15 protein-coding genes and 1 tRNA gene are annotated in these 20,093 nt (G+C 57.0%); 5 read left to right on the top strand and 11 right to left on the bottom strand.

Features of this window, described 5'->3' with window-relative positions; all coding sequences use genetic code 11:
* The first annotated feature begins 1,355 nt into the window (after window positions 1–1,355).
* Complete coding sequence (locus PAN31117_RS27575) at window positions 1,356–1,751, top strand: hypothetical protein (protein WP_150740260.1); 396 nt, start codon at window positions 1,356–1,358, stop codon at window positions 1,749–1,751.
* A gap of 2,746 nt (window positions 1,752–4,497) precedes the next feature.
* On the opposite strand, the gene PAN31117_RS27845 is transcribed toward PAN31117_RS27575, so the two are convergent.
* Both PAN31117_RS27845 and PAN31117_RS23035 read right to left on the bottom strand, forming a co-directional pair.
* Window positions 4,498–5,010, bottom strand: a complete 513-nt coding sequence (locus tag PAN31117_RS27845; protein ID WP_370855784.1) for a YfaZ family outer membrane protein — start codon at window positions 5,008–5,010, stop codon at window positions 4,498–4,500.
* Between the two features lie 188 nt (window positions 5,011–5,198).
* Window positions 5,199–5,384 carry a PAAR domain-containing protein gene (locus tag PAN31117_RS23035; RefSeq protein WP_306440203.1) on the bottom strand — a complete coding sequence of 62 codons (186 nt, stop codon included), beginning with the start codon at window positions 5,382–5,384 and terminating at the stop codon, window positions 5,199–5,201.
* On the opposite strand from PAN31117_RS23035, the gene PAN31117_RS27570 reads away from it, so the two are divergent.
* Window positions 5,328–5,555, top strand: coding sequence for a hypothetical protein (locus PAN31117_RS27570; RefSeq protein ID WP_246185791.1), 228 nt, complete (start codon window positions 5,328–5,330; stop codon window positions 5,553–5,555). The genes PAN31117_RS23035 and PAN31117_RS27570 overlap by 57 nt on opposite strands.
* A gap of 658 nt (window positions 5,556–6,213) precedes the next feature.
* Here PAN31117_RS27570 and PAN31117_RS23030 read toward each other — a convergent pair.
* The 7 genes from PAN31117_RS23030 to PAN31117_RS22995 all read right to left on the bottom strand — a co-directional run bounded on the left by PAN31117_RS23030 (window position 6,214) and on the right by PAN31117_RS22995 (window position 15,079).
* Entirely contained in the window at window positions 6,214–7,323 is a 1,110-nt protein-coding gene (locus tag PAN31117_RS23030; RefSeq protein ID WP_150740258.1) for an inovirus-type Gp2 protein, read from the bottom strand.
* A 562-nt stretch (window positions 7,324–7,885) separates the two neighbouring features.
* The gene (locus PAN31117_RS23025) at window positions 7,886–9,505 is read right to left on the bottom strand and encodes a DUF3987 domain-containing protein (protein WP_150740257.1); all 1,620 of its coding nucleotides are present in this window, start codon (window positions 9,503–9,505) and stop codon (window positions 7,886–7,888) included.
* Window positions 9,506–11,094: 1,589 nt separating this feature from the next.
* Window positions 11,095–12,024 carry a hypothetical protein gene (locus PAN31117_RS23015; protein WP_150740255.1) on the bottom strand — a complete coding sequence of 310 codons (930 nt, stop codon included), beginning with the start codon at window positions 12,022–12,024 and terminating at the stop codon, window positions 11,095–11,097.
* A 212-nt stretch (window positions 12,025–12,236) separates the two neighbouring features.
* A complete protein-coding gene (locus PAN31117_RS23010) occupies window positions 12,237–12,920 on the bottom strand; it encodes a hypothetical protein (protein ID WP_150740254.1) in 684 nt (227 codons plus the stop codon).
* A 789-nt stretch (window positions 12,921–13,709) separates the two neighbouring features.
* Window positions 13,710–14,099, bottom strand: a complete 390-nt coding sequence (locus PAN31117_RS23005) for a hypothetical protein (protein WP_150740253.1) — start codon at window positions 14,097–14,099, stop codon at window positions 13,710–13,712.
* Between the two features lie 210 nt (window positions 14,100–14,309).
* Window positions 14,310–14,615 (bottom strand): hypothetical protein, encoded by a 306-nt coding sequence (locus PAN31117_RS23000; protein WP_150740252.1) that lies wholly within the window; start codon window positions 14,613–14,615, stop codon window positions 14,310–14,312.
* Between the two features lie 387 nt (window positions 14,616–15,002).
* Window positions 15,003–15,079, bottom strand: a tRNA-Arg gene (locus tag PAN31117_RS22995).
* Between the two features lie 194 nt (window positions 15,080–15,273).
* Between PAN31117_RS22995 and rocD the strand changes: the two genes are divergently transcribed.
* Window positions 15,274–16,479 (top strand): ornithine--oxo-acid transaminase, encoded by a 1,206-nt coding sequence (gene rocD, locus PAN31117_RS22990; RefSeq protein WP_150740251.1) that lies wholly within the window; start codon window positions 15,274–15,276, stop codon window positions 16,477–16,479.
* 26 nt (window positions 16,480–16,505) lie between these two features.
* Here rocD and PAN31117_RS22985 read toward each other — a convergent pair whose 3' ends face one another.
* On the bottom strand, window positions 16,506–16,835 hold the full coding sequence (locus PAN31117_RS22985; RefSeq protein WP_046293992.1) for a DMT family transporter: 330 nt from the start codon (window positions 16,833–16,835) through the stop codon (window positions 16,506–16,508).
* A gap of 254 nt (window positions 16,836–17,089) precedes the next feature.
* Between PAN31117_RS22985 and alaC the strand changes: the two genes are divergently transcribed.
* Window positions 17,090–18,307, top strand: a complete 1,218-nt coding sequence (gene alaC, locus PAN31117_RS22980; protein WP_150740250.1) for an alanine transaminase — start codon at window positions 17,090–17,092, stop codon at window positions 18,305–18,307.
* 151 nt (window positions 18,308–18,458) lie between these two features.
* On the opposite strand, the gene PAN31117_RS22975 is transcribed toward alaC, so the two are convergent.
* On the bottom strand, window positions 18,459–19,238 hold the full coding sequence (locus tag PAN31117_RS22975; protein ID WP_150740249.1) for an AraC family transcriptional regulator: 780 nt from the start codon (window positions 19,236–19,238) through the stop codon (window positions 18,459–18,461).
* A gap of 94 nt (window positions 19,239–19,332) precedes the next feature.
* Here PAN31117_RS22975 and PAN31117_RS22970 point away from each other — a divergent pair, with 94 nt between their 5' ends.
* The gene (locus tag PAN31117_RS22970) at window positions 19,333–20,085 is read left to right on the top strand and encodes an alpha/beta fold hydrolase (protein WP_150740248.1); all 753 of its coding nucleotides are present in this window, start codon (window positions 19,333–19,335) and stop codon (window positions 20,083–20,085) included.
* The last annotated feature ends 8 nt before the right edge of the window (window positions 20,086–20,093 follow it).

Genomic DNA, 20,093 nt, shown 5'->3' with positions numbered 1-20,093 from the left:
TTGGTCAATTACACACCGTCAATCCCCCGTGCCCGATCCTCCTCAAACGTCAACGGAAACTACGTCGTAAACACCCCCAGCCATTACAGCTTCGATATATTCCATCAGCCAGCGGTCAACATTATTCAGTTTTGAGGTTACCTTCAGGACTGCGATCGGATCCTCAAACCGAATGAGTGTGACGGCCACGAGACGTCGCAAATCGTCCTCGCAAGGCGAAGCAATCATAGTGAGTCCCGTAGCGATCGCCGCCGCAGCAAGCAATATCGGATGAGATCGGCTCTCATTGGCACTTGCGAGTATGTCGGGACGCAATCGGCACGTCGTATCAATACACAATTCGGCGACTCGCCAAGCGCTAACGTTCCCGTAGGGCCACCCTAAAGGAAAGCTATTGCTCGGCGATCTCAGCATTCGAACGAGAACAAGCGCCGATGCTCGCCTATGCAGGCAATCGCCGATCTTCCGCCAGAGCGAGACTGCAGTTGATACACCGACCAATGTTTGCAACATATGCCCTCCCCGCATAGCGCGCTCAAATCCCCTGACATCACACGGATTCGCTTCCTGAGGATATATATCAATCATTCAGACCGTCAGACATAAGGGAAGCCTCAATTTCCGGATTTTCAACAGTTCGCACGAAAGTGCCGCCCCCCCTTGAATATGGTCGTGTTCGGTTTCGAGGAGAGTCAAACTGAACCTCCCTCGACTCAACAAGAACGCTATCCGGTCTCCTCTTGGACTGGCGAGCCCGAATCTCTCCCGCTCAATAGTTTTGAAATCAACGCATCTGCGGTTGAAATGGCGCTCATGCGTACACACAGCGAAGCAACAGTGGTCCAGCAAACCGAATCCACGGCTACCCTACGCAAGTGGACCGGCACGCGAAGCAAACATGCGGGATTCGACTCACTGCATTCGTCAGGACATAGTGGAATACGCAGCCAGAGAAATGCCAGGACGCCAATAGCTTGCTTTTTTTGCGCATCAAGCGCCGATCACATCGCATCCCCAGACGGAAATGGTGCAGGCCAAAATTTCATGCGCACCACTACTCGCCTTGAGAATTTCTAAGCGCCATTTTCTCGCTGCCACGACGAGACTTAGGGTACCGATCGCTTTGATTGTTGGCATTCTTCTGGCGGCTTTCGTCTATAGCCACCAGACGATTCAAAAGGAGATGCCAGCCCTACACGAGCTTGTCTCCGACTATGAGTTTGCAGTCGACGAATGGATTGAACTTACCAATTACTAGAATGTGAAGGCATGCAACAGCGCATGCAAGGCGGCCGTGCACTGGCGCCGCAGACTCTACCCAGGCACTTCGTACAAACGCTTTTGGATGCGAAACGATGATTAACTCGAGACTGAAACACCTTGTCGGGGCCCTCGCGATGTCATTCGTGAGCTACGCGGCTATGGCTCACACTGACGTTGGAATAGCGATCGGGGTTCCCTTGCCGGCATACGCCCCCCCTGCAGTGATATACCAGCCACCGCCGGTTTATGTGGCACCGGTTCCTAGTTATGCGCCCCCGCCGGTGATCTACCAACCCGTACCAGCGCCATACGTCGCACCGACCCTCTCGATTTCCATCGGTTGGCATGGCGACCGATATTGGGACGGGCGCCGCTACTGGGACCGAGAGGAGTGGAATCGCCATCACGGCCCCGACCCCAGATGGCACGATGATCGCTACGACCGGGGGCGTGGACGGTTCGGCCCAGGCCCCCAACGTCGGTATTGAGTCATTGGATCGCGAACATATGGTTTCCGAGCGACCACCCGACGGATAAAGGCGTGCATCACAGGTTGCGGCGTCTCGCTGACGATGCAACAACGTCAGAGAGACCGCCCCCCCCCCACGGATTGCCAAAATCCTTGCCCTCTTCCCAAGCGAGGACTTAGAGATGCGCGCCAGCGCTGCGAAGAGGCATTCTTTTCGCGACAGTTTCGGGGCTCACAAAATGGCAGATCTGACTATGTTGGAATCCGTGATCACACACGCCCCCAAGTCAATTCACATCAAGACGGCGGATATCCACATAGATGCCACTGGCAAGTCTGCTATACAGCAATGCAAAGTGCCCGTAGGAAGCACGTTCTTCGGAGTGCCGATGAAAAATGATGTTTTCCATGGATGGAAAATTGAACCACCGCACCTTTGCTCCGAAAACGACGAAGTATGGTGGGTAAATGGTCGAATATCGTCAATTCGCGACGGCACCTCTACTCACATCGCTCTACCGATGCATTTCTCGTCACGGACGCTAGCATTGCGTAGATATTTCATAGTGGCCCGACTACGGATCTTGGCGTTGGGGTAAACCTAGTCACCTTCGGTTGCCCTTCCCTCCATTGCCTTCACCGGATCACGAACAAGGCAAGTTGGGATCGACACGTTGATGATGGATCGCCAGCGGGGGCTGAGTCCCCCCCTACACAGACCTCGTTTGGCTGACAGCGATTCAGCATCTAGATGCTCACAGCCCTCCCACCTCATCAGCCGCTCCCGCCTAAGGCCCGCTCGCATTTCTCACTGCCGGCCCCTACCTTGCGACATACGCCTAGCCTCGCGGAATTGCCCACATCCGGCGAGGCACATTGAAGTGCGGCGATACGCCCGCCGCCCAGCCGATGACCAGGTAATCTGCCCTGCCAGCGCGCTCCCGCATATATGCCCACCACCAAGATCGACACGACAAGTGCGACAACCACCCAGCGAAAGATGGGCGTGCACGATGCGCCAATTTCGTACCAGCGGTTCTGCCTGAAGAGATTTCTCGAGATTCGCTGTTTTCCGGATTTCATTCTTTTGCACGCTCCCATGCACCCACGCAGTCGCGAAAAGTCGGCACCTCATATACATTCACATTTCGGAACGAAGCGAACCGGCGCGCCCTGGATTCTCGGAGCCGCCACACAAAGAAAAAGGCCGCTTCTTGTGGAAGCGGCCCGCCCTTCTGCCAATTGGGGGGCGGCAGAAGGGGTCAAACACGGCACAATGTTCTGCGCCTAAGCGAATTATGATCGGCAAATCCGCCATCCATCCTTTCGCCCACCAAAAAGCAGACTTCCCTTGGAGACAGGGAATCCCCACGTTCACGCGACTCAGGTCCGCCGTTGCAGCGTAGGACCACGCACCCAGAGGAACGAGAGGACAATCAACATCACAAGAACATCAACAGCTATGACGACGGCTAGCGGGCTATCCCAGCCTCGAACCAAGTCCTCTCGCGGCTGCCCTCCTCCATATGCATCAAGAACGATCGCCCAATTAAAAGCCAAGGTCACAACTGCAAATACGAACAACATCACAATAGATATTGCACGAGACATGATCGATCACCTCCGTCCGATATCAGCATCCGACAGGCAACCGGTCAACCACGCCGACAATCTCCTATTGCGCCCGTCGTCGACTCGCTCTTCACTCGGTGAAGCAATGGTTTTAGGTGCTAGCGCCGGGAAGAGCGACACTCAAAAAAGTGCCGCTTCGCACGGAAGCGGCAAAAGCACAACCAAAGAGGAGATATGACTCGCTATGCACTGACCGAACTCAGTGGGTGCAATCAGCGATAGCAGTGCCAGACTATCGCGAACTCGCCTTCAAAAGCTGGAGTGCTCGTATCGCGACCTCGAAAACCACGCGCATTCAATCAAAAAACTGATTTTTGAAAAGAGCACTTCGCTCCCCCTGCGCGCCGCAATATGCCCACAAAGATTCAGGACAATGCGCTGCAATCACGGCGAACACGAAATCCAAACGCCGGCATCCAAAAATCAAAGCGGCATACGAACTCGAATGCCGCATGCTTTCAAGCGCCGAATACCTCGGCTCACGGGATGCTCGCCCCCCCCCCATCAGACTGACACTGCCTAGGAGACCATACTTGCATCAAACCTATCGGTATGTGCTAGCTGTCGCCGCCATCACCCTGTGTCTCGCACGAACCGCTCATGCGGAACAATCGTTTTCGATGATCATCAGCAATCTTTCGAGCGAAGACCTCACGCTAAACTACGTCGCGGATGCGTGCATGATCGACCACGGCCCAACGGTCATCGAAATCCGTGCGGGAGCAACGTCGCAGCGAATGGAGCTCCGGTCAAGCGACAGCCCATTCGGCGATTGCCGGTCAGCCACTAAGAGCATCAACTGGATAGGTAGCTTCAACAGTCCGGATAAATTTGTCACCCCATCATTCACGTACACGTTCGACCGCGGGATGTGGTGGACAAAGGTAGCTGGCGGAGCGAGAGATGTTTCATTCAGAGCCACGTGTGGTCACGACGTGTGCGATTCCGGAATGGGGAAGGTGGGCCCAAACCCCGGGACTATTCGCATATTTGTCGGACCTTAGTCTCGACATAAAATGCTCCGCCAACTTGCGGTCACGCGATTGCCCTCCCCCAACACTTCAACACTACTATGGCGCGCGTGCCGAGTCTTGGGTCGATGCGTGGTACACGACCGCGCCGCTCCCCCCCCCCTAGAACGAAAGACCCACCCCGGCGTAAGCCCCATTGATCAGTCGACTATCCGGTGCTCCGCGCCGCCCACCGAGAGACTCATATCGCCACCCCGCCTCAACCACGACGGGCTTAAGGCTCCACTGAAGCCCGGCGGCGAATTGCGAATAGCCGCCCAATCGGCTATTGAAGGCGGTTCCAGGTGTGTAATACGCGCGCCCCGACAGGGCCAAGTGACTCGCAAGCCCCACGCTTGCAGTCAATCCGAACGGCGTTGCGAGGCCTCCGTTACCGCTTGAGGAACTGACATACAAGGCTTTTGCGCCGACCCCCAGAGATACCCCTGCGACCTTCAACCCGATAGAGATACCGGGTCCGACAGCAAGCGCCGTATTACTGCTTCGCGCCGCATCAAAGGTCAACCCAGGCCCTTCCCCGACCGGATCCCGCGAAAGCTCCTGATACCTATCCCCAAACCGGAAAACATAATTTGCAGCTTCAGCAGTAGGTACCTGCGTCAAACCGACACACACCAATATCGCAAACAGTGCTTTCTTCAACTTCCCCTCCGTTAAAACAAGGACCTCATGTGGCTCACAACACGTGCCGGGAGTTCTGCATAGTCGGATAGCTCACGCGTACCAACGCACATACGGATTAGACTTCATGCCGAGCCCTATTCCTGACATAACAAATCAGGCTCCCAGAGCTATCTCTCGGATCAAACTCCTTGCGAAGCCGCCAACGAGGAAACAAGCCGGCACCCACAGAGGCAACGATGCATATGTAATGCGATCGGAACGCCCCGATCCCTGAACGACGCGGCGCCTTCGGCAATATTCGTTTTTCCATGCAGTTCACAGATTGCAGGATCACCCTGGCGACCGACACCGAGGCCGAGAAACAGGAATGTTGGCGAGCAGCCGATAACTTGACCACCATGTTCAAGGGCATCCCCGATGCGGATTGGATTCGGCATACTGACGTCTCGCAGAATGTGCAATTGAAGTTCATCTGGGGACGAAAAAAAACCGCTTCTTGGGGAAGCGGCGAAGACCCATATCCTCAACTGACGTGATCACCTCTTCTCAACTCGAGGAGGAAATGCTTCGCATGAGGAGCATGCAGGTTATCATCGCGCGTTCGCTCAGCCGCATCACCACGACGAGATCCAAGACTTTCCGCAGAAAGCACTCACATCCTGGAGGGTGTTCAAGCCTGACTCTTGATATTTGCCCGCTTGTACCGCCAGTGGGTGAGCTAACGAACGGCCGCACAGACCATCAGCGCCCCAACAATTTCCCCTCGCTCAAGAAGAAGTCATTGCCCAGACCGGTTGCGCCTAACGTGGCCATAGACCCAAATCCTCTGGTTCGGACTCTCGCGGAGTGGACATTTCGGCGAATGACGCAGAGTCGCTCGACTGACGACCAGTTTGGAGGGGCTTTTCCAAGGTTGCCATTGAGCTCCAGACTGTTGCAGAGGATTGAAGAGCTGAGTGCGCTCGGCCTGCGACCAGTCCGATCTATCGTTACGCCTGTATCGACGCCAACTCGCTCTGAAGAAGTGAGCGTCAGGGACGTGAATGAGGCCTCTCGCGTATTTGGTTGGCGCTAGGTGCGCGTAAACCGATTATGAATCGACTTCCGCACGCCCGCACCTACTCCGTCAGTACGCCTATATAGAATCGCTAGCGCGTGGTTCAGTGAGGACATCCATCGGCCCAGCCATGCCGATCACTTATCGCGGCCCCGCCTACGCCCTGCTTTGATCTTCTTGGGGACCTTACCCCATCCGATCGTTCGCATACGCCGAAGCCCCTTCGTTCGAAGATATTGATCTGCCTTCGCCATATACTCAAGCACCTTTCGCAGCGCCACCCGCTTCTCGACATCTACCGAATTGATCTGCCCAACTCCAATGCCAAATCCGCTCGTTTGGTAGTGACGCTTGCGCTCTGGCGTATTGCCATTCCAATAGTCGCCGACACCGTCCGTCACCTTCTCCACCCAATACTCACCGATCTGGCGCGCATAGTACTCATCGTGGTTTCGATCCGATGCGTAAAAAAATAGAACGTGCATATGCATTCCGACGTCGGCCCCCGCTTCGATCGTCCACACGTAGTTCTTGACGCCGGTCATCGGTTTCGTCGTGCGTCGAGCCGACAGAAGCTTGTTCCGGTGTTCGGATATAAGTTCGGGCGTAACTGAACTTCGATAACGCCTCTCATAGCCCAAGGTCAACCAAAGGATCAACCAGCGCGAACGCCCTTCCCCTTGGTCACCTCCCTCTGAGAACATTCTCGCTTCCAACTCCATCAGGCGCTTCACGTTCCGTTTCGCGTTCAACCGACTCAACCGCTCCGCTTCTTTGAAGCGACGCGAACCACAGCGCTTGCGTATCAATCCAATCAATGCGTTGAACAGATCCATAGATCTGGTGCCGTCCTCGCGAAGCCGACTGCGTGGAGGTCGAAAGCCATCCCAGCCGGACATCAGGTCAAGGTCACGGCAGGCTTCGTAAAAGGCACTGACTTTGGGAGCATAGTGGGTCCCCTCCTGATATAGACAGATCCAACCACTCACCTTTCCGTAATAACGCTTGGCAAGTCTTCCTTCTCTCACGCAACCCAATTCGTTCGCTTCGGTCTCGGTGAATGCCAACTCGTCGGATCTCAATAGATCTGCCACAAACTCCTCGATGTGGAAGAGATATCTTGGGGTCCTGGCATCCCGCAGAGTTGCACGAACTTCTCCGTCAATCTCAAGATCCTCATACATAGAACGCTGATGCATGTGCTGGCATATTTCCAGCACATCTATCAGTTCATTCTGCGCGTCCATTTAGCCCCTCGTCGTCCAATTCGTCGTCATTTCATGGCCGAATGACTTAACTTACCAAGGCAGTGAAATCCGAGCGGAGCCCCACTGTGCGTCCATCGTGCGCGTGGACACCGCCTTCCGATGGAGACTTGGCGGGATTTGCTGACTAGTCCAAGCATCGACAATTGGGTATGTCGTCCTATGCGGGGACGCGTCTGCAACGCGTTCTGATGAGTACCAACTACGGCCTACCTCTCCTACCTATACCTATTCCATAAAGAAGCAAAAGTCGCACCGACGCAAGGCTTCGATGGGCCGAGGGAATGGCGCGCTTGCTAAGCGTTAAAACCTTGCAATTCCTCGGAGGCGCGCTTGCAGAACTTACGCACGCATCACAGCCATTCGGAACGCCAAGGTTGAGTCGCATGCCGGAACGGAAATGGTCGAGGCAACTGAGCGAACAAAGGACTGCACGCAGTGCCGGACAATCTGAGACACCTTGGGCCGTTGTCAAGGGAAGCCGCCTCCCCCAAAAAAACGCTGCTACAAATGCTACGGTAGCAGCGTAGCTTTACACCATGTATCACGCACAGCCCCGACCACGCGCCGTATCCTCGTGAGCGAAAGACCTAAATCGCTCCTCCGTTTGCGATGATCGCCTCCCCCCACCAACGAATACTGTTGGCCGCGCATCCGAGTCGAATATCGACTTGACACGCTGGCCGGGCGGAGACATTGGCCGCTCCCACGAATCTGGGCAGCGGACAATCAGCCCTCCCCTCGGGCCGACCGTCTTCTGAATATTGCCGCGCGAAGCCAGCTTCTCAATTGCGAATATGACGTCCTCACCCCGCACACTCGAATGGTTTCTGAGATCTCGCTCAGAGTAGGAACCGACGGGGAGCCGACCGTAGGCAACGCCATTCTTGACCGCTTCGCGTAACCAACGCAGCAATCGGTGCGCGCGCTGCTCATCGAGCTTCGCAGCGGAGGGCGCGTACTTCTCAAAAATTCGCACAAACGACTGCCCGTACCAATCACAGAATGTGATGGCGCTCCGCATCGTTTTCGCCGATATAGCGCCACTCTCCCCCGAAAAATAGTGGAACAACGCCGCCAATCGAGTCGCATGTTGTCCGATTTTTCTGAAAAACGACGCGACCTCCTCGGAGAACCCACAAGCGCTAACGTAGTCGCTAACTTGGTCCTTGTACCGAGCCCAAATATCCGCCGCCTCATCGGTTATGTCTAACGTCTTGCGATCACTCACCGCAGGGACCGGCGACGCGAGGATCTCAGCAATGCGTGCGTTGAAACGCGCAAGATATGGCTCGTTCGCCACGTGAGTCAAGGTGCGACGCATGTGTCCCGGACGACTTTCCACGAAAGCAGGTAAAGTTCGCGCTAGCAAGCCAGTATCAAAAGCAGCAGCACCTCGGATCTTCATGTAATCGTCGAATCGCCCCCCTTGGACTAATATCGACGTCGTCAATCGTGGGCCGACTACAGATTTATCGCCGCCGACAAGACCAATACGCCTCGCCTCACCGCTCCAGTACCCGGACAGTGCAGCGGGTTCGCGATAAATTGGACCGCTCAGAGTTTGCCCTCCCTCTACCGAAATGATGGATGCACTCGACTGATCGGCGAGCGCGTTCCGCAACTGCTCAGAACTGCCGTCAAACTGCATCAAGTCATAGCGAACCGGCCTCTTTGGCATTGCCTTGGCGTGCTCAAGTCGCATTTCAGAGACGCGATTTGCCGCGTCCGAACTTGGCGCAACCCGGTATGACAGCTTGGAGAGTCGAGCACCCTCGTCTCGCCAAATCGCCGACCTCGCATCAAACTCCACCATCTCTTCGTTGAACGTTTGTTCACGAACCGTCTGTGCCGCCTCGATCGCCCTAAAATACCGCTGTTGCGCTAGAGACTTTCCGCCACTTGAGTCGCTTATCGTAAGAAGAAAAACGCCAACCGGTGCTGGTTCGAAGTTAGGTACCAAGATGTTTACGCGGTCGTGAACCGCTACGGAAATGGCACCGATTGCCGCTTGAACGACAACCTCAAGCGGAATATCGATGGTTGACGTCGTCTCCTGGACGGCTTCACGAACAATACCCGGAAGCTCGTTCACTGGACACGGCATGTCTGGCGCCGGAGGTACATAGCCCAGGTTCCAGCGTCGATTTTGGGAAAAATCCACAATCACTCCCTCTCAGATTTTTTAGCACCGAAACGTTCGTGATACATCCGATTCAATTCTCCTGCCCTCCGTTGACCGCAGCCCAGGTACGCTCGAATCTTGCTTTGTGTGGGCTCAATCAGGCCGTCCTTGACCGCAGAGTGAATGAGACCAAGCCTCGATTCATCTTCTGACTCGGTCCCACGTCTTGGCGATTCATATCCCTTGTCGCCAGCAACATCACCATCTGTCGCCCCGTCACGCTTCACTGTCTCAGACTGTGACACCAATGTCAGCCTCGGCCGACCACGTACGTCCTGTGCCACGACCGTCCAACCGACTATGGCAGTCGCCTCAAGAACCACGGCCAGCATGAGTCCAACAAGAAACTCCACGCGACGCTCCGTCGTCCCGACCCAAGACGCGACTACACTCGCGACAGGGTCAGATCGTGCTGCCGCACGCTGCGACTCCGTGTGCGACAGCTGCGCGTCATGCGCATCCTCTCGCGATTCGCGACGTTTCGCCTCGTCTAACTCCACAAGGAGAAAGGACCTCTTGGCAATTAAACGCTCCCGGCGCACCTTCATGCTGTCGCACCCTATGTAACAACGGTCTTGTGAAAACTTTGGCAGCGCTACGTCTACCGACATGATGTCCTTCGCGATGTCGACCCGTGATCGAGCACCGTGGTCGCGCGACTCAACGAGAGGACGTACGGCGACTACAAGTCGCGCTCGAGCGTCGGCAGCGTGACTCTGCGTCATCAAGAAGAATGAGATCTGTCCGTAAAGAACGGGAAGTAGCGCGATCAGCCAAACGGCGACGGCTGCAAAACGAGGGCGACCAGCAAGACAGTGGAACCTGACCGGTAGCAAGTGCACACTTAGGACACAAACACTGACAAGTGCAGCACGCATGAGTTGCTCCGGCAGCCTGTCCGTGGAGGACCAATTCGCGTAAATCGCAATCGCTAGCGACGTACCAGTGGCAAGTCCCGCCAGAAGGAGGCCGCCCCAAACCTCCCACCCCATGCACATCCAGTATCTGGAGCGACGGCGCATCGCCAACCAGGACGTTTCGGGGACAGGGATGCTTACCGAATCCATGTTCTGACCTCCTCGAACCGCACCTCCGCGGGGGAAGAGACACCTTCGGCACTTCCAGCGGGCTTGACTCCCGGCAGTTGGCTTGAATCGTCCATGCAGCCGAAAAACTCGAACGCGCCTACCCTCGGGCGGAGCTCAAACGACATCGCGCCCCCTTTTTGCCAGTTGCTCTACAGCGTTAGCGGGCCAAAGCAAGCGCCGGCAAGCCTCAAGCTTTAGGGGAACCACACCGTGATAGCTGCCGGTCTGGGAATAGCGTTTGCGGATTGACTGCGGACGCAACGAAATTGCCGAAGCGAGCTCGTTGGTTGTGAGAAAACGACCAACCGAGGTCGATTGGGGTGTGAGAGACATCACTTTGCTCCAATTTTGCAGCGAAACTGAGCACGGTTTCGCGTTGCGTGACGTCGTCGCCGTGTATCAGAATTGATTTCACGGCAACGACATGGAGCGAAGGTTATTAGGGTCGATCCAAACTGAGAAATTACTGGTGAATTTTGGTCACTTTTGGTCTTTTTTGGTCGTTTCCAGCTTCCGCAACGCGTAGCGATAGCGCTTTCCCAGCATCTCACGACTTAAACACGAGATCTCGCCGCTGATGTCGCAATACTTGACTTCGTTTTCCGCATAGCCTGTCAAGTGATGAGGGGGGTTTTCCATTTTCGCCAACGCGACTAGAGCACTCCACATCGCATTCGCATCGTGCGGGACGTCAGATTTTGTGTATGCGGAATTTAACGCAGGGCCCAGATGGCCAGAGAACCAAAGGTGTGGACGGCCAACGGGCGTCGGACCACGTTCCCCAACCAGCCCACCGGGAAACTCGTCGGCCTGCTCGCCGACCAATCGTTCAGTCTCGGCCGCCTTACAGCTAGAGATCGACGTGTCCTTCTCATTCGATACATCGTCACGCCAAACGCGAGGGATGCCGAACTTGCACAAGAAGCGCACGAGTTCAGGTCTATCAAACCCGATCAACCGAACTCGAGGAAGCCCTTGGCCCGGATGGCACAATCCCGTCCCGGCGACAGTCGGGGATGTCCCCCCTCCCCATCGCTGCGATGAGAAAGTTGGTTGGATTGCAGCCGTTTTATGGTCCCACTCCCATCTCGCTCGAACTTTGAGCTCTGACAGCCCGTTGTTGCGAGCCGCTTCATCTTGAATAGGGATGTTTATTGCCGATCTGTCAAACCACTTCGGCAAATCTGAAGCATCGGAATTTGACAAATACTTCAACAGCTTGACCGCCGCGCGAGATTCTTTGAATAGCTGCCTGAGCGGGGATCTACTCATCAGCAATATCGTCTCGTCGTCCGACGTATGAGCGGGCAAATACGCATCGACCTCCTCATCAGCCACGACGATCGGCCTAGCCGTAGCTTCGATCAACTCAAGAAGCGACACAAAGTCAACATCACGCTCTATAGACAAATCGAATCTCCATGGTCAAGTAACAAGTTCAATTCCCAGTCCCAACGAAGGCATGGGACTGATCCACAAATCCGGACTCGTTGCAGTACTAGAAATTGTGGGCCTAGATCCCACGCATCGGCAACACTCGCGTTATCGGTGCTTTCCGTTTCAGTTGTCGCGGGTCTGTTAGCCCCCAGGACAGTCACTTCCCCAAGCTTCGCCGGGATACGTCAAGACGAAAGCTCACCCCACGGACTCTGCCACGCCGATTCTTCAATACATTGAAAAATCCGAGCGACGGCCTCAAAGCAAGTGCGCAAAGATACGGCGTCCAACTGCTCTGCCAACGTCGCCCAGTCGCCATGAGCAAACGAGTTCCGTATCGCGCGGAACGCGTGAACAGTGCCGACCGACGCCTCATCAACGCTCAGATTGAGTCCTGCATTGTGCCGAAGATGATGAAGCATAGACTCGAAGTCGCTCATAGATCGGTCACGCTTTCGGGGGATGGCACCGCAGAGTTCCCTTGTGACCAGTTTTAGTGCCCATTCGACAAAGCTGCAAAGAAGTACGATCGATGTAGCTCTTCCAATCACTTCGATGTTGTCTTCCCACATTGGAATCTCATCATCGAGCCAGTCCAGTTCCGATGCACAACGACTTCGCCCGTCGGTGACACTTCGTTGAGCTGTGAGCATGCGCAGCCGTCCCTCCGACGATAGAAGCTGATCGAAGCAATAATCGTTGAGTTGTCGCAACTTATCGAAGAGAAGAAAGAATGTGCTGGAGAATCGTTCGGGCTGATAAATGTAGAAGCCGTCCGCCAGCGCATTGCCATTTTCGTCCTCAGCACTGGCTCCAGCCCAATAGAGTCCGTACTTACTTGCGATGTTCAGTTCGTCGTCCAATGCCATGACCTCCGTGGAGCTAGTGCTGATTTCGTAGCAGCAAGCGATCTTAGAGAGTGGTACATATCGCAACACCCGTTGATGACCGGCAGCGCCATCGATGTTGAATAGGCACTGATATTAATATGGGAGCACGGCTCTAGGAGATTGGGGCCTTATGCTGCGACACAAACAAGACGAAAGGGAGCGGTGAGAACGCACGCGCGAGTTGAAGCGCCGGAAGGCTGTCGATTGATCCGATGTCGGCGCTCAGAGTGTGGATTTAACTGGCCGGGGGGCGACAACCGGGTGAGAGTAAACACAGGTTGGAGCGTCTTGCGCTGACAAAAGAAGATGACAACAAAAGGCCCAACGTACTTCATCTCTTCCGCCTCTTCGACCGCCCCCCCTTTTTCGTGTCCGTCCGGTCCGTTGAAATCGGCGGGTCGTCCCCGTGTTCGCGACGGTACGCAGCTGCACATACGGCAACTCAAGTGTCTTCGTTGAATGCTGCCTGTGTAACGCACCCGCCAACGGATTTTGCGGCCAGGACCGCTTTCCGAACTGCGGCATAGCACGCGTCATGCATCAGCAAGACTTTCTAGTCCCTGGAGACAATGAGGCCTTGCGTACAGTTGTTGCCTGCTAGCTCGGCCTCTTTGTCCATCATTCACTTGTGCCCCCTTTGCTGGTTTGGTTTTCAGGTCGATGGAACGCGGATATCAAAAAGGCCGCCCTCGGCAGCCATTTTTCACCCAAATATCTTATGCTCCCCCTCAATGCTGAGGGTTTCGAGAACCACAGGCGGACTCCATATCAGGCGAACTTCTCTTTCATGAATGACACGATATAGGGCGTCGCTGCCGCAGCGACTGTCGACGCAGTGGCGGAATCAATCCCCATTCGATTTGCAAGCGCTTGGGCAACGCGGCCGGTCAACATTCCGGCACCACCGCCCTCTAGCGACTTGAGAAAGCCATCGCCCCGAACAAGCCCTGCAGCGAAGGCGGCAAAGAAGCTTTTTCCGGCATGATCGCCCATCCAACTGGAGCTCTGTTCCTCGGTACCAGCATGGGCAACATCAGTCGCATGCCCCAACATCTTTTGGGCATCGTCAGCATTAACACCCTGCGAAATCAGGGCTTGCCTAGCTTGCTTACCCAGCTCCGAAGTCATGAATTCGGAAACCAATTGCTGAACGTCCATAGAGAACCTTCCTTCAAACGATCAAGGGAAAAAATGCCCCTCCACGCAGAAGCGGCAATGTCCTTTTGAGAGGGGGGGGGAGACATGACAAAACTCAGTGCGAACTCCGTCTCCCGACCTGAGATCGCAGAGAGCTCCCTCTCAGAATATGCCATTGTGGTGTGGAAGCAGAACCTCCAACACCAACAATCAGTGCTATGCCACCACGAATCAACAGTCGCGCACTAAATACCAATGCCCCTCATATTTCATCGCATCAGCGAGGCCAACGTAATTGCGTTGCACCTGGAGCCGTAACTCCCCCTTGCAGCCCAAGTTCAAGAAAGTGACCGCAGCTTGCCGTACATGGCACCTGTCAGCGCAATTGCTAGCAGTACCGGCCAGAGAAAGAACGTTGCAGGCACCTCCAGCAACACTCGGAGGCTTCCCCAGTCCATATACACCGAACGCATTTCGAGTACGTTCGGAAACCCGCAGGAAGCCAATAATCTGCTCTTCGGTGAATCGCTTCTTCATGCCCAATCTCCTGACTACGTGATTGGACTCTAAATCGTCGCGCTACTCAAATTGGGGGAGACGTCGGCACAGCGCAGTCGTGTTCATGGGCTGTTCATCGATAGCCGTAGCGCAGCGGGTAGTCGCAGCATCACCGGAACGATGCGCTAACAAGTCATCCCAATGTGGCACTCCAATTAAGTCGTTCGATGGCGGAATGTGGGTGATCTGCAATCAAGCGGGCACCAGACCTACAAGCGAACAACGATCGGACATGCAAGTATTCCGAATCGCCTGAATCGAGGTGCGCATTGATCGGCGACGCCCCGAAAAACCTACACCACGCCTACACGGGGAAAACTACGAAGATGATGAATTAAAAATATTATCGCAAACCATTGATTTGATTGGCCTGCCCAGAGGGATTCGAACCCCCGACCGTCGGCTTAGAAGGCCGATGCTCTATCCAACTGAGCTATGGGCAGTGCGTGATGGCGGCGATCGGATATCGCTGCCGGAGAGACTCGGGGGGCTGGAGCACGTGAAACGTGCGCCACATCCGAGTAATCGGCGATTATAGCGCACGTACAGGCCAGTTTCATGCGCGGCACTCCGGGACTTGTCCCCTTTGCGTGCCATTGCGTTCGGATCTAGACTCCAAGTGTGGAGGAACGCGCTCATGAACGAGATCGAACGCGAACGGCGCTTTGGTGCGCACAACTACTCACCCCTGCCCGTCGTGCTCTCGCATGCCAAGGGCGTCTGGGTCTGGGACGTCGAAGGCAATCGTTATCTCGACATGATGAGCGCCTATTCCGCCGTCAGTCACGGGCACGCGCACCCGCGTCTCGTCGCCGCGCTCACCGCGCAGGCGCAGCGCCTCGCCGTCGTCTCCCGCGCCTTCTACACCGACCGCCTCGGCGCTTTTCTCGAACGCCTCTGCGATCTCACCACGCTCGGCGGCGCCCTGCCCATGAACACCGGCGCGGAAGCGGTCGAAACCGCCATCAAGGCTGCGCGCCGATGGGGTTACAGCGTCAAGCGGATTCCCGCCGACCGCGCTGAAATCATCGTCGCCGACGGCAATTTCCACGGACGCACCACCACCATCGTCGGCTTCTCCTCCGAGCCCGCCTATCGCGCCGACTTCGGGCCGTTCGCGCCCGGTTTCATCCGCGTGCCGTATGGCGACATCGACGCCGTGCGCGCCGCGATCACCCCCAACACTTGCGCGGTTCTGTTCGAAACGATTCAGGGCGAAGGCGGCATCGTCGTGCCGCCGGACGGCTTTCTTCGTGGGCTGCGCCAGCTGTGCACCGAACAGAACGTCCTTATGCTGCTCGACGAAATTCAATCGGGTCTAGGGCGCACCGGCCGCTGGTTTGCCTATCAGCACGAAGGCATCGTGCCGGACGGCATCATGCTCGGCAAAGCGCTCGGCGGCGGCTTGTTGCCGGTGTCCGCCTTCGTCGCGCGACGCGACGTTATCGACCTGTTCGAACCGGGCAGCCACGGATCGACCTTCGGTGGCAACGCGCTGGCGGCCACCGTCGCGCTCGAGGCGCTCGACGTCATGGCCGACGAAGACCTGCCGGGCAGAAGTGCGGAGATGGGCGAGTACCTGCTGTCGCGCTTACACGCGATTCATTCGCCTCTGATTCGAGAGGTACGCGGACGCGGTCTGTGGGCGGGCATCGAGATCGACCCGGCCCGGGCCGACGCGCACGATTTGTCGATGGGGATGCTACGACGGCGTGTACTCGCCAAGGAAACGCGCTCGACAGTGCTGCGTCTTGCACCGCCGCTCGTCATCGAACGTGCGGAAATCGACAGTTGCGTCGCCGCGCTCAAGGCCGTGCTTGCCGAAGCCGAAGGCCATCGCTGATCCTGCCGATCCGCATCTCAACCGTCTCAATGCGCAGACGACTTCGACCAGAGATTCATCACCAGGACCCCGGCGATGATCAGCGCCATACCGAGCAATGCCGGCGCATCGAGCTTCTGTCCGAAGAGCACGCGTGACGCAATCGAGATGAGCACAATGCCAAGGCCCGACCACATCGCATAGGCAATGCCCACCGGAATCGTGCGCAGCGTGAGCGACAGCATGTAGAACGCGATGCCGTACCCGACGACGACCAGCGCGACGGGACCGACGCGCGAGAATCCATCGGATGCCTTCAATGCCGACGTCGCAATCACTTCCGCCACGATTGCCACCAACAGGTACACATACGCCATCGACACTCCTTTCGCTTTCGCGCTGCCCGGTTCAAGGCCGGTCATTTTAACCGACGGACTTGCTCAGCGCCGCGCACGTCGAACGTCTACTTGATCAACACACGGTGGCCGACGGTGCGTCATCCCATCGCAAAAATCGCTTGCAAGAATGTCTTGCCAAAGCGCCCGACGCCGCGCTACAGTCGCCGTCACGGTGTGGCCAGCACACCGGCGTCGCTCGGACGGTTCCGGGCGCTTACGTTCCAGGGTTCAACATGTCCAGCTCTCAGGGCTCGCGCAGCTTTGCGCGCATCAATCGTCTTCCCCCGTACGTTTTCAACATCACCGCCGAACTGAAGATGGCCGCGCGCCGTCGTGGCGAAGACATCATCGATCTGTCGATGGGCAATCCCGATGGGGCCACGCCGCCGCATATCGTCAGCAAGCTCGTCGAAGTCGCACAACGTCCCGATACCCACGGCTATTCGACCTCGCGCGGCATTCCGCGTCTGCGTCGCGCCATCACGCGGTGGTACAAAGACCGCTACGACGTCGAACTCGACCCGGAGCGCGAAGCCATCGTCACCATCGGTTCGAAGGAAGGCCTCGCCCACCTGATGCTCGCCACGCTGGATCAGGGCGACACGGTGCTCGTGCCGAATCCGTCCTACCCGATTCACATCTACGGCGCGGTCATCGCCGGTGCGAACATCCGCTCCGTGCCGATGACGCCCGGCATCGACTTCTTCACCGAACTCGAACGCGGCATTCGCGAGAGCCATCCGAAGCCCAAGATGGTGATCCTCGGCTTCCCGTCGAATCCTACGGCGCAATGCGTCGAACTGGAATTCTTCGAACGCGTCGTCGACCTCGCGCGCAAACACGACATTCTCGTGGTGCACGATCTGGCCTATGCCGACATCGTCTATGACGGCTACAAGGCCCCCTCGATCATGCAAGTGCCCGGCGCGCAGGATGTCGCCGTCGAATTCTTCACACTGTCCAAGAGCTACAACATGGCCGGTTGGCGTATCGGCTTCATGGTCGGTAACGCGGAACTGGTCGCGGCGCTCGCGCGCATCAAGAGCTATCACGACTACGGCACCTTCACGCCCGTTCAAGTCGCCGCCATTGCCGCACTCGAAGGCGATCAAACGTGCGTAGAGGAAATTCGCGAGCAATATCAGCGCCGTCGCGACGTGCTCTACAAGGGACTCACGGAAGCGGGCTGGGCGGTCGATCTGCCGAAAGCGTCGATGTACATCTGGGCACGCATTCCCGAACCGTATCGTGCGCTCGGCTCGCTCGAATTTGCCAAGAAGCTGCTCGCGCAGGCAAAGGTTTCGGTCTCGCCGGGCATCGGTTTCGGCGAGTATGGCGACGAATACGTGCGCTTCGCGCTGATCGAAAACGAGTCGCGTATTCGTCAGGCGGTACGCGGCATCAAGCACATGTTCCGGGAAGACGGGCTGGTCCAGCCGACCGTCGCGTAAGATTCAGCAATGCCACCGAAAAGTACGTTGGGGCGCACTCGCAAGGAGCGCCCCAATGTATTTTGGGCGTCAAAGATAACGGCAATCTTGCCATTGGTCCCGTCGGCAAGAACGGCAGCCGCAACACCCAAACCGACGAAGACGGCAGCGACTAAGGCGGGTCTGTCAGATACCGGCTTGGCGCATCTCCCAGCACCCGCCGAAATGCTGCGGTGAATGCGCTGGGACTGCCGTACCCGAGATCGAGCGCTACACGCGTCACCGACTGGCCATCACTCAAGCGCTCAAGCGCCACCATCAGACACACCTGATGACGCCACTGCGCAAAGCTCACCCCCGTCTCCTCCCGAAAGTGTCGCGTGAAGGTGCGGCGACTCATCGACGCCATCGCCGCGACCACATCGAGATCCAGCGCCAACGACGGCGACGCGAACACACTGCGGCACACCTTCGCGAGCCTCGCATCGGAAGGCAACGGCGCATGGAGCATCAGACGCGGCATCGCCGCGATCTCCGCCAACAGCAACGCCATCAGCTTGCCATCGCGCGTGTCTTCGTCATACATCGGCGGCAGGTCGATGGCGTCGTTCAGCAATTGCCTGAGCAGCGGCGACACCGCATACACACAGCACTCGGCCGGTAGTCCCGCGGACACAGACGCCTCGGGAGTCACGAAGGTGTTGAGCATCGTCACTGGCCCGCTCATCGTCATCTCGTGCGTGACGCCAGCAGGGACCCAGCACGCCCGCTGCGGCGGCACGAACCAGCGGCCCTCCGGCGTCGACACGGTAATCATGCCGCGCGACGCCAACGCAAACTGGCCACGCGCGTGGGCATGCGCGGGGAATGTGAGTCCCGCCGGGTAGTCGTTGGTGGCAACCACCACACTACGCGGCAGATGCTCATATCGATCGATTGAAACGTTCCTCATGGCCCGAATTCTACAGCTAACGACCCATCGTCGATGGCGGGCGTTTTTTCGTGTCGTTAGGATGAGCGCGTCCCGTATTGATTCTGCAAGCACGATGCCCAACACCTTTCATCGCGTCGGCAACGGCCCACACGCCGTGCTCGTTCTGCACGGCTGGTTCGGCGACGCCCGCTCCTTCCACGACTGCGAACCCTGGTTTTCGCGCGACGTGTTCAGCTATGTCTTCATGGACTATCGCGGTCATGGCGGCATGCGTGACGCCCGAGGCGCCTACACCATCGACGAAATCGCACGCGACGCCCTCGGGCTGGCCGACGCCATGGATCTCACCACGTTCAGTCTGATCGGGCACTCGATGGGCGGCATGGTCATCGAAAAAATTGCAGCTGTTGCCCCGCGACGCGTGCGCAAGCTGATTCCTATCGCGCCCGTGCCTTGTGGCGGCATATTGTTCGATCCAGAGCGTCGCGCACTGTTCGAGAACGCTGCAACCTCGCTCGAAGATCGCATGGCGATCATCGCCCGCAGCACGGGCCACCGACTGCCAGCGTCGTGGATCAACTGGAAGGCCACCTACTCAGCCACGCATTCGTCAACGGAGGCCTTCGCGGCCTATTTTCACGCGTGGGCGGACACGGATTTCAGCGACCGGCTCCATGTCGACGCGCCTATCAGAGTGCTCGTCGGCGAACACGACCCGGTGTTCGATATCGATCTGATGCGGCACACCTATCTGCGACGTTATGCGAACGCGAGCGTCGAGGCTATTGCCAACGCAGGGCACTACCCCATGAACGAAACGCCGCTTGCGCTGGTGAGCGCTATCGAGTCATTCCTTCGCGAGTAGCGCCGATA

Source organism: Pandoraea anapnoica (genome assembly GCF_902459765.1).
Taxonomy (GTDB): Bacteria; Pseudomonadota; Gammaproteobacteria; order Burkholderiales; family Burkholderiaceae; genus Pandoraea; species Pandoraea anapnoica.
Note: the sequence above shows the minus strand (reverse complement) of the source record. Positions and strands in the feature narration are given on the sequence as shown.

Excerpts from the sequence above, each read along its gene's own strand:
- PAN31117_RS23010 (WP_150740254.1), bottom strand. The coding sequence starts at position 12,920 with ATGGCATTGGACGACGAACTGAACATCGCAAGTAAGTACGGACTCTAT.
- PAN31117_RS23000 (WP_150740252.1), bottom strand. The coding sequence starts at position 14,615 with ATGAAGAAGCGATTCACCGAAGAGCAGATTATTGGCTTCCTGCGGGTT.
- rocD (WP_150740251.1), top strand. The coding sequence starts at position 15,274 with ATGAACGAGATCGAACGCGAACGGCGCTTTGGTGCGCACAACTACTCA.
- PAN31117_RS27575 (WP_150740260.1), top strand. The coding sequence starts at position 1,356 with ATGATTAACTCGAGACTGAAACACCTTGTCGGGGCCCTCGCGATGTCA.
- PAN31117_RS22970 (WP_150740248.1), top strand. The coding sequence starts at position 19,333 with ATGCCCAACACCTTTCATCGCGTCGGCAACGGCCCACACGCCGTGCTC.
- alaC (WP_150740250.1), top strand. The coding sequence starts at position 17,090 with ATGTCCAGCTCTCAGGGCTCGCGCAGCTTTGCGCGCATCAATCGTCTT.
- PAN31117_RS27570 (WP_246185791.1), top strand. The coding sequence starts at position 5,328 with ATGCAGTTCACAGATTGCAGGATCACCCTGGCGACCGACACCGAGGCC.
- PAN31117_RS23030 (WP_150740258.1), bottom strand. The coding sequence starts at position 7,323 with ATGGACGCGCAGAATGAACTGATAGATGTGCTGGAAATATGCCAGCAC.
- PAN31117_RS22985 (WP_046293992.1), bottom strand. The coding sequence starts at position 16,835 with ATGGCGTATGTGTACCTGTTGGTGGCAATCGTGGCGGAAGTGATTGCG.
- PAN31117_RS22975 (WP_150740249.1), bottom strand. The coding sequence starts at position 19,238 with ATGAGGAACGTTTCAATCGATCGATATGAGCATCTGCCGCGTAGTGTG.
- PAN31117_RS23005 (WP_150740253.1), bottom strand. The coding sequence starts at position 14,099 with ATGGACGTTCAGCAATTGGTTTCCGAATTCATGACTTCGGAGCTGGGT.